This window comes from Rugamonas sp. GW822-FHT03B10, assembly GCF_058801745.1.
The window spans coordinates 503,130-515,606 of record NZ_JBXANP010000001.1 but is presented as its reverse complement, the minus strand read 5'-3'; the positions used below and the strand labels follow the sequence as shown (position 1 = coordinate 515,606).

Below are 12,477 nucleotides of genomic sequence, written 5' to 3'. Positions count from 1 at the left end.
TAATTAAGCCCACCCGTTCAGCAGTACCAAGGAACAGTCCGGCCTCACGCCACCCGCGCCACGCCGGCACAATGCCGCCCCCCGGCCACCCGCCGGCCCGTGACAAGTCTTTGCATCGACCGCACCGGACTGGCATCCCCAGCCCGGCCCAGAATCATTTTGTTTGCAGACTATGACTACCGACTACCTGAAGAAGATCCTGACCGCCCGCGTCTATGACGTCGCCGCCGAAACCCCGCTGGAACTGGCCCCCACGCTGTCGCAGCGTTACGCCAACCAGATTTATTTCAAGCGCGAGGACATGCAGAGCGTGTTCAGCTTCAAGATTCGGGGCGCCTACAACAAGATGGCCCACCTGAGCGACGCGCAGCGCAAGCGCGGCGTCATCTGCGCCTCGGCCGGCAACCACGCCCAGGGCGTGGCGCTGTCGGCCGCGCGCATGGGCTGCCGGGCCGTGATCGTGATGCCCACCACCACCCCGCAGGTCAAGGTGGACGCGGTCAAGGCGCGCGGTGGCGCGGACGTGGAAGTGGTGCTGCACGGCGAGTCGTACACGGACGCCTACAACCACGCGCTGCAACTGGAGAAGGAACAGAAGCTGACCTTCGTGCACCCGTTCGACGATCCCGAGGTGATCGCCGGCCAGGGCACGATCGGCATGGAGATCCTGCGCCAGCACGCCGGGCCGATCCACGCCATCTTCGTGCCGATCGGCGGCGGCGGCCTGATCGCCGGCATCGCCGCCTACGTCAAGCAGATCCGTCCCGACATCAAGATCATCGGCGTGCAGAGCCTGGACTCGGACGCCATGGCGCGCAGCCTGAAGGCGGGCGAGCGCGTCACGCTGGCCGACGTCGGCCTGTTCGCCGACGGCACGGCCGTGCGCCTGGCCGGCGAGGAGACGTTCCGCCTGTGCCAGCAGTTCGTCGACGACGTGATCCTGGTCGACACGGACGCCATCTGCGCCGCCATCAAGGACGTGTTCACCGACACGCGCAGCATCCTCGAGCCATCGGGCGCGCTGGCCATCGCCGGCGCCAAGGCCTACGTCGAGCGCGCCGCGCTGACCAAGGACCCGATCGAGAACGCCACCCTGATCACGGTGGCCAGCGGCGCCAACATGAACTTCGACCGGCTGCGCTTCGTGGCCGAGCGCGCCGAGCTGGGCGAGTCGCGCGAGGCCGTGTTCGCCGTCACGATGCCGGAGCAGCGCGGCAGCTTCAAGCGCTTCTGCTCGCTGATCGGCCCGCGCAACGTGACCGAGTTCAACTACCGCATCAGCGACCAGGACCAGGCCCACGTGTTCGTCGGCATCCAGATCGCCGACCGCGGCGAGTCCGGCGCCGTGGCGCGCAAGTTCGAGCAGAACGATTTCCGCACGCTCGACCTCACGCACGACGAACTGGCCAAGGCCCACATCCGCCACCTGGTGGGCGGCAAGAGCACGCTGGCGCAGGACGAGATCCTGTACCGCTTCGAATTCCCCGAGCGTCCGGGCGCGCTGATGCGCTTCCTCGACAGCATGGCGCCGAACTGGAACATCTCGCTGTGCCACTACCGCAGCCAGGGCGGCGACGTGGGCCGCATCCTGATCGGCCTGCAGGTGCCGCCCGAGGAAATGGGCGAGTTCTCGCGCTTCCTCACCACGCTCGGCTACCGCTACTGGGACGAGACGGCCAACCCCGTCTACAAGCTGTTCCTCGGCTAACGCCCCGGGAGGGCGGGGAGACCCGCCCTCCGCTTTCGGCATGGCCGCCGCCGATGCGCTACCATGCGCCTTTGCATTTCGATGGACGCACCGCCATGACCACGACCGCCACCCTCGCCGACCTGTCGCCACTGGGCAAGACCTCGGCCTACCGCACCGACTACGCGCCCGAATTGTTGTTCCCCATCCCGCGCCAGGGCAAGCGCGACGAGCTCGGCCTGCAGGGCACGCTGCCGTTCTTCGGGGTCGACATCTGGAACGCCTATGAACTGTCGTGGCTGAACCAGCGCGGCAAGCCGCAGGTGGCCATCGCCCGCTTCACGGTGCCGGCCGATTCGCCCAACATCATCGAATCGAAGTCGTTCAAGCTGTACCTGAATTCGTTCAACCAGACCCGGCTCGACAGCCCGGAGGCGCTGAAAGCCTTGCTGCAACAGGACTTGTCGGCCGGCTTCGGCGCCAACGTGCACGTGGTGCTGACCCTGCCCGACGCGTTCCCCACCATCGCCATGGGCGAACTGGAAGGCACGCTGCTGGACCGGCTGGACGTGGAGATCGACAACTACCGGCCCGCGCCCGAACTGCTCAAGGCCAACCACGACGAGTTGCCGGTCGAGGAGACGCTGGTGTCGCACCTGCTCAAGTCCAACTGCCTGGTGACGGGCCAGCCGGACTGGGCCAGCGTGCAGATCCATTACTGCGGTCCGCAGATCGACCAGGAAAGCCTGCTCAAATACCTGATCGGCTTCCGCGACCACAACGAATTCCACGAGCAGTGCGTGGAGCGCATCTTCACCGACATCCTGCGCCAGTGCGCGCCCCAGCAGCTGGCCGTGTACGCGCGCTACACGCGGCGCGGCGGGCTCGACATCAACCCCTGGCGCAGCAACTTCAGCAGCGCCCAGCGCCCGCCCAACCTGCGCGGCGCGCGCCAGTGAAGGGGCGGGGCGCGCCAAGCAGCGCCAGCCATTTGCGCTGGCGCAAGGGCGCGCACGCCAGCCGTGGCGCGGCGCGCACGCGGACGGCGAAAGTAATATAATTTTCAATCAGACAATAAAACATCGGCGTATGATGTGACAACGGGCGCCGCGCTGAGCGGCCCGTGACGATGCCGTGGCGAATACGGCATCGTTGCAGCAGAAACGGGAAAAAATCGGCGAACCCGTCCGACCGCTGGCGAATCGGCGGCTTTTTCCCGATTTTTTGAGCGGAAATGGCGTATGCCAGGCGCAGTGTATTTTTTACAACAGCAGCAGCGACCCCGCCCGCCCCGTGGCGGACGCCCAGGGAGGACGCGTGCAAGCGAATTCATGTTACAAGGCCGCGAAACCAGCCTATAATTCTGCTCGCAAGCCACCCTTGTGCATTGCACCATATCTTGTCGTGTTATGAACAACCTCAGCAAAATACTCTCTCTTGAAAACGTCCTGCTCGACCTGGAAGTGTCGAGCAAGAAGCGCGCCTTCGAACAAGCCGGCCTGATCTTCGAGAACAACTGCGGCATCGCCCGCTCGACCGTCTCCGACAATCTGTTCGCGCGCGAGCGCCTGGGCTCCACCGGCCTCGGCCATGGCGTGGCCGTGCCGCACGGCCGCGTCAAGGGGATGAAGAGCCTGAAGTCGCCGCTGGCGGCCTTCGTGCGCCTGGCTGAGCCCATCCCGTTCGAATCGCCCGACGGCAAGCCCGTCAACCTGCTGTTCTTCCTGCTCATCCCCGACCACGTGACCCAGCAGCACCTGGAGATCCTGTCCGAGATCGCGGAAATGTTCTCCGACGACGCCTTCCGCGCCGCGCTGACGACGGACCCGGACCCCAAATCGGTCCACTCGCGCATCATCAACTGGGTGCCCAGCCTGCAAGCGGCGGGCTGATCCCTTGGGGCGGCGGGCCGCCATGCTAAACTACGGGCTGCCTATCACTCCTTGCAAAGAGCGCCCATGCTGCAAACCCCGCTGACGATACAAAGGCTGTACGACGACAATCGCGAAAGTTTGCAGCTCGGCTGGTTCGCCGGCTTCCCCGGCGGCGAGCGCCTGATCTCCGGCGACGTGGCCTCGGCCGCCGACCAGGTGGGCCACCTGAACACCATCCACCCCGGCCGCATCCAGGTGTTCGGTCATCAGGAAATCAATTACTACCAACGCCTCAAGTCGCTGACCCGCACCCACGTGATCGGCGAACTGATCGCGGGCGGCCCGCCGGCCCTGATCATCGCCCAGGGCCTGGAAACGCCGCCCGACATCCTCGCCATCTGCGACGAGAAGAACATCCCGCTGTTCTCGACCCCGCTGCCGGCCGCGCAGGTGATCGACTTCCTGCGCGTCTACCTGTCCAAGAAGCTGGCCCAGCGCATCATCATGCACGGCGTGTTCATGGACGTGCTGGGCGTGGGCGTGCTGATCACGGGCGACTCGGGCCTGGGCAAGAGCGAGCTGGGCCTCGAACTGATCTCGCGCAGCCACGGCCTGGTGGCCGACGACGCCGTCGAGTTCTCGCGCATCGCCCCCAACATGATCGAAGGGCGCTGCCCGGCCCTGCTGCAGAACCTGCTGGAAGTGCGCGGCCTGGGCCTGCTCGACATCAAGGCCATCTTCGGCGAGACGGCCGTGCGGCGCAAGATGCGCCTCAAGCTGATCGTCCACCTCGTGCGCCGCAGCGCGCTGGAGGAGGAGGTCGAGCGGCTGCCGTTCCAGTTCCCCACCGAGGACGTGCTGGGCCTGCCGATCCGCAAGGTCGTCATCCCGGTGGCGGCCGGCCGCAACATCGCCGTGCTGCTGGAGGCCGCCGTGCGCAACACCATCCTGCAACTGCGCGGCATCGACACGCTGCAGGAATTCATGGAGCGTCAGAGACAAGCCATGAGCGGCGATTGAGGCCTTCCGCTATCATGTCCCCCATGCGCATCGTCCTCATCACCGGCATCTCCGGCTCAGGCAAGTCCGTCGCCCTCAACGTGCTGGAGGACACCGGCTACTACTGCGTCGACAACCTGCCGCCGGCCCTGCTGTCCAGCCTCGTCACGACGTTGCAGAATGAAGGCACGGAGGCGCTGGCCGTGTCGGTCGACGCGCGCAGCGCCGAATCGCTGGCCACGCTGCCGGGCGACGTCAAACAACTGCGCGCGGCCGGCCACGACGTCAAGGTCATGTTCCTGACCGCCAACACCCATTCGCTGGTGGCGCGCTTCTCGGAAACGCGGCGCAGCCATCCGCTGTCGCACGAGATGCGCCCGGGCCAGAACCCGGCCTCGCGCCGCACGCTGATCGAATGCATCACCGAGGAACGCGAGCGGCTGTCGGCCATCGAACAGCTGGGCCACGTGATCGACACCTCCGAAATGAGCGCCAACAAGCTGCGCACGTGGATCAAGGACCTGGTGGCGATCGAACGGGCGCCGCTCACGCTGTTCTTCGAATCGTTCGCCTTCAAGGTCGGCGTGCCGCTGGACGCGGACTTCGTGTTCGACGTGCGCGCCCTGCCCAACCCCTACTATGACCTCGCGCTGCGCCCGCTGACGGGCCGCGACGCGCCCGTGATCGCCTTCCTCGACGCCCAGCCCAGCGCGGCCGAGCTGCTCAAGGACATCCGCGACTTCATCGAAAAATGGCTGCCCTCGTTCAAGACCGACAACCGCAGCTACCTGACCGTGGCGCTCGGTTGCACGGGCGGCCAGCACCGCTCCGTCTACATGGCCGAACGGCTGGCCGCCTACTTCCATCCGACCGAACGGGTCGTCCTGCGCCACCGCGAACAGTCGTAACTTCCTGCCACCGGCTGGCAGGATTTGACGGTTTTTTGTCTTTTTCATAGCAACGGCCTGCCCGATACTGGCGCTCATCTCGTCCCACCCTGAGCCGGAGTATCGTCATGCGCCACATCCAACACGCCCTCGCCTGCGCCGCCCTGTGCGGCGGCGCCCTCCTGCTGTCCGGCTGCGCCAGCGGCCCCGCCGCCATCGACGCCAGCGCCAGCAGCGGCGAGCACGGCGCCAGCCTGCGCGACGGCGCCATCGCGCCCTACCATGCCCGCCCCGGTCGCGAGCGCCCGCTGGTCGCCGTGGTCGGCGACAACGCCAGCACGGAGCTGAGCGACTACCTCGTGCCGTACGGGATACTGGCCCGCTCCGGCGTGGCCGACGTGATGGCGCTGGCCACGGCGGACGGCCCGATCAACGCCACCACCGACATGGGCAAACCCGGCTTCCGCATCGAACCCGAGGCCACCCTCGCCCGCTTCGACGCGCGCTACCCCGAAGGCGCCGACTACGTGATCGTGCCGGCCACCCGCAACACGCCCGAACTGCGGACCTGGATCGCGCGGCAGGCCGGCAAGGGCGCCACCATCGTCAGCATCTGCAACGGCGCGCAGGTCGTGGCAAAAAGCGGCGTGATGGACGGCCACCTGGCGACGGCGCACTGGTCGTCGGAACAGGAGCGCATGGAACAGCAACCGGCCATCCGCTGGGTCAGGAACGCGCGCTACGTGGCCGACCGCAACTGGGTCTCCAGCGCCGGCGTGAGCGCCGCCATCCCGACCTCGATCGCGCTGGTGGAGGCGATCGCGGGCCGCGCGCGGGCCGGCGCGCTGGCCGCCGAACTGGCCATCGCCGACTGGAGCGCGCGCCACGACAGCGACGCCTTCCAGCCGCGCTTCGGCCACAACCTGACGGCGCTGGCCACCACCGTCTACACCAACGGCTGGCTCCACCACGACGACGCGCTCGGCATCCGCGCCGCCCCCGGCGTGGACGAGGCGGTGCTGGCGCTGACCGTGGACGCCTGGTCGAGCACGGGCCGCAGCCATGCCTACCTGGTGGCCGACAGCGTGGCGCCGCTGCGCACGCGGCACGGCCTGCGCGTGATCCCCGACCGCAGCGCGGGCGAAACGGCGGGGCTGGACGAGGTGCTGGACTTGTCCCCCGCCACGCCGCCGGGCAAGGCCGTCGACCAGGCGCTGGCGGACATCGCCAGGCGCTACGGCCACGCCAATGCCTACGGCGTGGCGCTGCTGCTCGAATACCCCGGCTATCGCGATTGAACGGCGGCGCCAACTCTGGGATGATGGCGCCATCGCCCATCACGGAGCCCAGCGCGCCCGCCATGCCAGTCCAGCCCACCTGCCGCGTCGTCGTCCTCGCCCACGCGCACATGAACCTGCTCGACCTGACCGGCCCCGTGCAGGCGCTGGCCACGGCCAGCCGCCGCTGCTCCGGCAACGGCCCGCCGCTGTACGAGATCATCGTCGCCTCGGCCGAAGGCGGCCTGGTGACGACCAGCGCCGGCCTGCAGGTGATGACGGCGCCGCTGTCGGCGCTGGACGGCGTGGCGATCGACACCATCATCGCGCCCGGCGGCTGCCAGGGCCAGGAATACTTTTCGCCGCCACCGCTGATCGCCTGGGTGCGCGCACGCGCGCCCACGGTGCGGCGCCTGTGCTCCGTGTGCACGGGCGCCTTCCTGCTGGCCGCCGCCGGCCAACTGGACGGGCGGCGCGTGACGACGCACTGGGAATGGGTGGAACGGCTGGCCGCGCTGCATCCGGCCGTGCGGATCGACGCCGACCGCATCTACATCCAGGATGGATCGCTGTGGACCTCGGCCGGCGTCACGGCCGGCATCGACCTGACGCTGGCGCTGATCGAGGAGGACTACGGCCACAAGGTGGCGATGGAGACGGCGCGCCAGCTGGTGGTGTTCATGAAACGGGCCGGCGGCCAGTCGCAGTTCAGCACCCCGCTGGCGGCGCAGGCGCAGCAAGGCGAACGCCTCGCCGAACTGCATGCGTGGATGGCGGACAACCTGGGCGCCGACCTGCGGGTGGAACGGCTGGCCGAGCGGGCCGGCATGGCGCCGCGCACCTTCGCCCGTAGCTATGCGGCGAAGCTGGGCCGCACCCCGGCCACGACGGTCGCCTCGATGCGTATCGAAGCGGCGTGCCGGCTGCTGGAGGAGACCGACCAGCCGCTGAAGCGGATCGCCGCCGCCACCGGCCACGGCGACGAGCAGAACCTGCGCCGCGTGTTCCAGCGGCGGCTGGCGCTGAGCCCCAGCCAGTACCGCCAGCGCCACGCAGCGCAAACAGCGCGCGCCAGCGCGGGTGCCGGTGCCGGTGCCGGTGCCGGTGCTGATGCCGGCGGCGTTAACGCAAATGGCGCAGCGGGTGGGCGTAGTCGGGCCACACGGGCGTGAAGAAGCGCGCCACCATCTGTGGCGTCACGTCGGCCAGCGCGGCAGGTTTCCACTGGGGCGCGTTGTCCTTGTCGATCACCAGCGCGCGCACGCCTTCTAGCACTTCGCCATCCTCGAAATTGTGGCGCACCAGCGTGCGCTCCATGCGCAGGCAGTCGGCCACGTCCAGCGTGGCGCCGCGCTTGAGCAGTTCGTGGGTGACGGCCATCATCAACGGCGAACGGGTCTGCATGGCCGCCAGCGCCTTCTGCGCGAACGGATCGGCGTCCTGCGCCAGCGAGGCCATGATGGCGGCCACGGTGGGCGCGCTGAAATGACGGTCGATCAGCGCGCGCTGCGTGTGCAGCACGGCCTCGCCCGCGTCGGCGCGGAACGGCGCCGCGAAGGCCGCAATGGCGTCGCGCAGCTGCGCGCCCGGCGTGGCCTCGATCAAGGCCGCCAGCGCCGCCATCTGCGCCGCCGGCACGAAGTGGTCGGCCAGGTTCACGTACAGCGCGTCGGCCGCGCCGATGGTGAGGCCGGTCAGGCCCAGGTAGTTGCCCAGCTGCCCCGGTGCGCGCGACAGGAAATAGCTGCCGCCCACGTCCGGGAACAGGCCGATGTTCACTTCCGGCATGGCCATCTTCGTGCGCTCGGTGACGATGCGCACGCGGCAATCGGGGCCGCCCTGGGCCACGCCCATGCCGCCGCCCATCACCACGCCGTCCATCAGCGCGATGTAGGGTTTGGGATAGTGGTGGATCAGGTGGTTGAGCGCGTATTCCTCGGTGAAGAAATCCTCGAGCAGCGCGCTGCCGCCCTGCGGGCCGGCGCGGCCCACGTCGTAGAAGAAGCGGATGTCGCCGCCGGCGCAGAACGCCTTCTCGCTGGTGCTGCGGATGACCACCGCGTCCACCTGCGCGTCGTCGCGCCAGGCCAGCAGCGCCGCCGCCAGGTCGCGCACCATGGCCAGCGACAGCGAGTTAAGCGCCTTGGGGCGGTCGAGGGTGATGAAGCCGGTACGGTTGCTGACGCTGGTCTGGACAAATTCGCTCATGGCTGGAATGCTGAGAATGATCGGACTTGTATTCTAAACGGCTTCCGGTTTGGCGCGCGGCTGGCGCAGTGGCTTTGTGCTCGTCGGCACTAGACTAGTTTTTCAGCGATCAGCAGGCTGCGCAAACGGCGCGCGTTCTCCACCTGGGTTGGGTTGTCCGGCGAGATGATGGCAGTATCGAGCGAAATCAGGGTTCCGCCGTCGGGCGTTTGATCAAAAATCAAATCACGAAGAGCAGCACTGTTACGAAGGGCTGCGGCGCGCGGATCGCGCAAGTAGGTCAACCACCCGACGTAAGGTAGTCTCTCATCGGTAATTGCATCAGAGAACGAGTGTTGAGTAATCAAGCCCTCCATCGGCGCCCATAAGGCAACTGTTTTACACAACAGATTCTTCAAGAATTGATAGTCGTATAACTCGCGATGAAAAGCTCGCTCATCAACAATGGCGGGAAAAGAAACCGTGACGGCGTTTGGTGTTCGACATTTGTAACTGCCGGCATGAATGCTAACCCCAACCCCTCCCGCAGACGCGGGCATCCCGGTGTTATATCGCATCGAATATCCAAAAATGCCGGTTGATAGCCACGACGGGGTTCCATCCGGGTTCGCCAACTCATACAAGTTTTCCTTGCTGCCAGCGTGGCGATAGATCAGTTCTTCCAGATTGCTTAATCCAGACGATATCTCGATCGCTGAGTTTGGTCGGTCTCCGACCCAGCTCAACGATTGAAAGATTGGATGAATGCGCCCCAGCTCTAAAAGAAATGCTTGTGAAGCATCTGCGTACTGGCGCAAAGTCAACGATCTTTCAAACCAGTAAATTCCCAAATAAAAGTAATTCATCCAAGATCCGTTCTATCGATTTGGTGTCAACACAAGCTCAATTTCCTCTAAACGCTCATCCGCAAATACCCTACCGATGGCGACCTGTGCTTCCTTAGTGCTGACATGCCACTCAATTGGAATGCCTCCAGATGCATTGACTTGATTCCGCGCCTGTTTGAGCAAGTCTTCCTGCCAAAATTCTGTATCTTGTGGTGGATACCCTCTCCAATCCTTCGCGTCAATCAAGACCTTGCGCTCTGCATCGTATCCGTCAAAGCTGACTTTGCCCGATGGTACTCCGGCGCAGGGCACATCATATTCAATTCCGCGCCGCACGCCCGTGATTTGTTCTTGATATGCCTCACCACCCGTGCGTTTTGGCGACAACTGCCATGTCCCGGGGCCGCCTTCGGACTTGCCAACGATTTGCGCGGCCTCACGTAACACCTGGCCCGTCGCTTCGGCCGGGCGAGGCGCTTTCGCTGTTGAACGCGGCCGGGCCGGTGCCGGCTGCCCGGCCGATGGGGCCGGAAGCGCCCCATTGCCCGCGCCCTTGCCCCGCTCCTGCAGCAGCGGATGATTGCTCAGCCTATCTGCGTTCTGCTCCAGCCAGCCCGCCATTTTCGGCCCCAGGCGCGCGCTTTGCCGCACTTCCGTCAGCAGCGCCGGCAATTTTTCCTTGCCCCTGCCGAGGTAGGCGACGATGCCCGCCAGCAGCGCGATGGCCAGCAATTCATGGCCACGCGCGAACGCATGCGATGCCTGGTAAGTGCTGGCCCACGGGTAATCGACGCCGTAGCCCGGTCCATCGGCGGAATAGGGATTGAGGTCGGGCATCTTGCCCCACGCCAGCCGGAAGCCATCCTCGTAATCGCGGGCGACGCGTGGCAGGCTGTCGGCCAAGTAGCCAAGCACCGACTTCAGGCCGAAAAATCCGAGCAGCATGTTGCCGCCCTGCGCGCCCAGCATGGCGCCCGCCGAGGCGCCCGGCAGCACGCCGATGCCAAATGCGAGCACACCCAGCCCGCCGCCTATCATGCCCCCAACGAGCGCACCACAGCCGACGTACAAGGCGACGTCATGGATGATTTCCCGCAAGACCGGCCAGACGTCGGCCAGGGCGATGCCGCCCAGCTTGGCCCGCAATTCGCGCAAGGCGATCGCTTCGGATGCGCCTAGCGCTTCACGCACGCGCTGCGCGCGCACGCCCAGGCCAAACTGCCCCTGCCGGTGCCACAGTTCGTCATTCGATTGGTGATGGAAGTCGGCGCGGCGGCGCGCGATGATGGCCTCGTCCAGGCGGTCATTGTGCCGCCGCAGGCTGGCGTAATACGCGTTGCGGTCAAATGGGAAGCTGCTCATGGGAAGCGGGCTGTGCGTTCACGTCCGCACAGCATGCGCCCCCATCAATCAGCGGTGTTGAGACGGCACAAACGGCGCCGCCGCCGTCCATCTCCGTCGGCGCGGCGGGGCCGCGCAGGCAGCGCTCAGCGCCGCTCGAGCATCTCGAACATGCCCATCCCGGCCACCATGGCGCCCACGAACAGCAAGACCTTGCTGCCGCCCGTGGTGAGCGAGGCCAGCGCGGGGCCGGGGCAGAAGCCGGCCAGGCCCCAGCCGGCGCCGAAGATCAAGGCGCCCAGAACGAGGCGGCGGTCGATCACCTTGGTGCCGGGCAGGCTCATGGCCACGCCCAGCAGCGTCTTCGGATGTGTGCCGGCGTAGCGGAACGCCAGCATGCCGACGGCGATGGCGCCGGCCATCACGAGGCCCAGCGACGGGTCCCAGTTGCCGCCCAGGTCGAGAAAGCCCAGCACCTTGGCCGGGTTGGTCATGCCGGAGATAATCAGGCCGATGCCGAAGATCAGGCCGGACAACAATGCGATAGCGATGGTCATACTTTTCCCCTTAACCGAACACGTGGCGCGCAATAAACACGGTGACGAAACCGGCCGCCATGAAGGCGCCGGTGGCCACCATCGAGCGCGGCGACAGGCGCGACAGACCGCACACGCCGTGGCCGCTGGTGCAGCCCGAACCGTAGCGGGTGCCGAAGCCCACCAGCAGACCGGCCGCGATCAGCGTGCCGCTGCCGGCGTCGATCTGCACGGCGGGCAGGCCCGCCACCAGGCTGTAGGCCAGCGGCGCGGCCACCAGCCCGCCCACGAACGCGAGGCGCCAGCCGATGTCGCCCGCGCGCGGGCGCAGCAGCCCGCCAGCGATGCCGGCGATGCCGGCGATGCGGCCGTTGAACAGCAGCAGCAGGGCCGCCGACAGCCCGATCAGCGCGCCGCCGATCAGCGCGCCCCACGGCGTGAAGAGATTCCAGGCGATAGTCATAATGTGGCTCCTTGGCCGTCGTCATTGCAAAACTGCTGGTACAGCACCTGCAGCACCGCCAGCGCCGCCGGGCTGGCTATCCGGTAAAAAATCTGCTTGCCTTCGCGCCGCGTGCTCACCAGCTCCTCCTGGCGCAGCACCGTCAGCTGCTGCGACAGCGTGGGCTGGCGTATGCCGGTCAACTCCTCCAGCATGCCGACGCTGTATTCGTCCTGCGTCATCTGGCACAGCAGCAGCAGCCGGTCCGGGTTGGCCAGCGCCTTGAGCAGGCCGCTGGCCTGACCGGCCTTGGCCCGCAAATGATCGATATCGATGGTCGCATCGTCCATGCGTCCTCCCTTGCGATTGGTTACAGCGAACATTATACCTAAATATATA

General features: G+C 66.5%; 14 protein-coding genes. 7 read left to right on the top strand and 7 right to left on the bottom strand.

All coding sequences use genetic code 11. The features are described from left to right. The first annotated feature begins 172 nt into the window (after nucleotides 1–172). Entirely contained in the window at nucleotides 173–1,708 is a 1,536-nt protein-coding gene (ilvA, locus tag AC1RQG_RS02365; protein WP_493127893.1) for a threonine ammonia-lyase, biosynthetic, read from the top strand. A 95-nt stretch (nucleotides 1,709–1,803) separates the two neighbouring features. After that, on the top strand, nucleotides 1,804–2,646 hold the full coding sequence (gene queF, locus AC1RQG_RS02360) for an NADPH-dependent 7-cyano-7-deazaguanine reductase QueF (protein WP_493127891.1): 843 nt from the start codon (nucleotides 1,804–1,806) through the stop codon (nucleotides 2,644–2,646). Here the strand turns inward: queF and AC1RQG_RS02355 are convergent. Further along, entirely contained in the window at nucleotides 2,600–3,010 is a 411-nt protein-coding gene (locus AC1RQG_RS02355) for a hypothetical protein (protein WP_493127889.1), read from the bottom strand. The genes queF and AC1RQG_RS02355 overlap by 47 nt on opposite strands. Nucleotides 3,011–3,096: 86 nt before the next feature. On the opposite strand from AC1RQG_RS02355, the gene AC1RQG_RS02350 reads away from it, so the two are divergent. From AC1RQG_RS02350 to AC1RQG_RS02330, 5 genes are all read left to right on the top strand, one after another. Beyond that, entirely contained in the window at nucleotides 3,097–3,579 is a 483-nt protein-coding gene (locus AC1RQG_RS02350) for a PTS sugar transporter subunit IIA (RefSeq protein WP_493127887.1), read from the top strand. Nucleotides 3,580–3,645: 66 nt separating this feature from the next. Then, complete coding sequence (gene hprK / locus AC1RQG_RS02345; protein WP_182151306.1) at nucleotides 3,646–4,581, top strand: HPr(Ser) kinase/phosphatase; 936 nt, start codon at nucleotides 3,646–3,648, stop codon at nucleotides 4,579–4,581. Between the two features lie 23 nt (nucleotides 4,582–4,604). Further along, entirely contained in the window at nucleotides 4,605–5,468 is an 864-nt protein-coding gene (rapZ, locus tag AC1RQG_RS02340) for an RNase adapter RapZ (RefSeq protein ID WP_493127885.1), read from the top strand. 107 nt (nucleotides 5,469–5,575) lie between these two features. Further along, nucleotides 5,576–6,745, top strand: a complete 1,170-nt coding sequence (locus tag AC1RQG_RS02335) for a DJ-1/PfpI family protein (protein WP_493127883.1) — start codon at nucleotides 5,576–5,578, stop codon at nucleotides 6,743–6,745. A gap of 62 nt (nucleotides 6,746–6,807) precedes the next feature. Continuing rightward, nucleotides 6,808–7,896 (top strand): GlxA family transcriptional regulator, encoded by a 1,089-nt coding sequence (locus AC1RQG_RS02330; protein ID WP_493127881.1) that lies wholly within the window; start codon nucleotides 6,808–6,810, stop codon nucleotides 7,894–7,896. Here the strand turns inward: AC1RQG_RS02330 and AC1RQG_RS02325 are convergent. The 6 genes from AC1RQG_RS02325 to AC1RQG_RS02300 form a co-directional block, all read right to left on the bottom strand. Further along, nucleotides 7,847–8,932 carry an enoyl-CoA hydratase/isomerase family protein gene (locus AC1RQG_RS02325; protein ID WP_493127879.1) on the bottom strand — a complete coding sequence of 362 codons (1,086 nt, stop codon included), beginning with the start codon at nucleotides 8,930–8,932 and terminating at the stop codon, nucleotides 7,847–7,849. The two genes, AC1RQG_RS02330 and AC1RQG_RS02325, sit on opposite strands and share 50 nt — an antisense overlap. An 89-nt stretch (nucleotides 8,933–9,021) precedes the next feature. Then, nucleotides 9,022–9,777, bottom strand: a complete 756-nt coding sequence (locus AC1RQG_RS02320; protein ID WP_493127877.1) for an Imm52 family immunity protein — start codon at nucleotides 9,775–9,777, stop codon at nucleotides 9,022–9,024. 12 nt (nucleotides 9,778–9,789) lie between these two features. Continuing rightward, nucleotides 9,790–11,121: a DUF6861 domain-containing protein gene (locus AC1RQG_RS02315; protein ID WP_493127875.1), complete on the bottom strand. Its 1,332-nt coding sequence runs from the start codon at nucleotides 11,119–11,121 to the stop codon at nucleotides 9,790–9,792. A gap of 125 nt (nucleotides 11,122–11,246) precedes the next feature. Then, nucleotides 11,247–11,657 carry a DUF6691 family protein gene (locus tag AC1RQG_RS02310; protein ID WP_493127873.1) on the bottom strand — a complete coding sequence of 137 codons (411 nt, stop codon included), beginning with the start codon at nucleotides 11,655–11,657 and terminating at the stop codon, nucleotides 11,247–11,249. Nucleotides 11,658–11,667: 10 nt separating this feature from the next. Continuing rightward, on the bottom strand, nucleotides 11,668–12,099 hold the full coding sequence (locus AC1RQG_RS02305) for a YeeE/YedE family protein (protein ID WP_493127871.1): 432 nt from the start codon (nucleotides 12,097–12,099) through the stop codon (nucleotides 11,668–11,670). Then, the gene (locus tag AC1RQG_RS02300) at nucleotides 12,096–12,428 is read right to left on the bottom strand and encodes a metalloregulator ArsR/SmtB family transcription factor (protein WP_493127869.1); all 333 of its coding nucleotides are present in this window, start codon (nucleotides 12,426–12,428) and stop codon (nucleotides 12,096–12,098) included. The genes AC1RQG_RS02305 and AC1RQG_RS02300 overlap by 4 nt, the downstream gene beginning before the upstream one ends. Nucleotides 12,429–12,477 lie beyond the last annotated feature (49 nt).

Coding starts and splice junctions, on each gene's coding strand:
- ilvA (WP_493127893.1), top strand. CDS start 173: ATGACTACCGACTACCTGAAGAAGATCCTGACCGCCCGCGTCTATGAC.
- queF (WP_493127891.1), top strand. CDS start 1,804: ATGACCACGACCGCCACCCTCGCCGACCTGTCGCCACTGGGCAAGACC.
- AC1RQG_RS02350 (WP_493127887.1), top strand. CDS start 3,097: ATGAACAACCTCAGCAAAATACTCTCTCTTGAAAACGTCCTGCTCGAC.
- hprK (WP_182151306.1), top strand. CDS start 3,646: ATGCTGCAAACCCCGCTGACGATACAAAGGCTGTACGACGACAATCGC.
- rapZ (WP_493127885.1), top strand. CDS start 4,605: ATGCGCATCGTCCTCATCACCGGCATCTCCGGCTCAGGCAAGTCCGTC.
- AC1RQG_RS02335 (WP_493127883.1), top strand. CDS start 5,576: ATGCGCCACATCCAACACGCCCTCGCCTGCGCCGCCCTGTGCGGCGGC.
- AC1RQG_RS02330 (WP_493127881.1), top strand. CDS start 6,808: ATGCCAGTCCAGCCCACCTGCCGCGTCGTCGTCCTCGCCCACGCGCAC.
- AC1RQG_RS02325 (WP_493127879.1), bottom strand. CDS start 8,932: ATGAGCGAATTTGTCCAGACCAGCGTCAGCAACCGTACCGGCTTCATC.
- AC1RQG_RS02320 (WP_493127877.1), bottom strand. CDS start 9,777: ATGAATTACTTTTATTTGGGAATTTACTGGTTTGAAAGATCGTTGACT.
- AC1RQG_RS02315 (WP_493127875.1), bottom strand. CDS start 11,121: ATGAGCAGCTTCCCATTTGACCGCAACGCGTATTACGCCAGCCTGCGG.
- AC1RQG_RS02310 (WP_493127873.1), bottom strand. CDS start 11,657: ATGACCATCGCTATCGCATTGTTGTCCGGCCTGATCTTCGGCATCGGC.
- AC1RQG_RS02305 (WP_493127871.1), bottom strand. CDS start 12,099: ATGACTATCGCCTGGAATCTCTTCACGCCGTGGGGCGCGCTGATCGGC.
- AC1RQG_RS02300 (WP_493127869.1), bottom strand. CDS start 12,428: ATGGACGATGCGACCATCGATATCGATCATTTGCGGGCCAAGGCCGGT.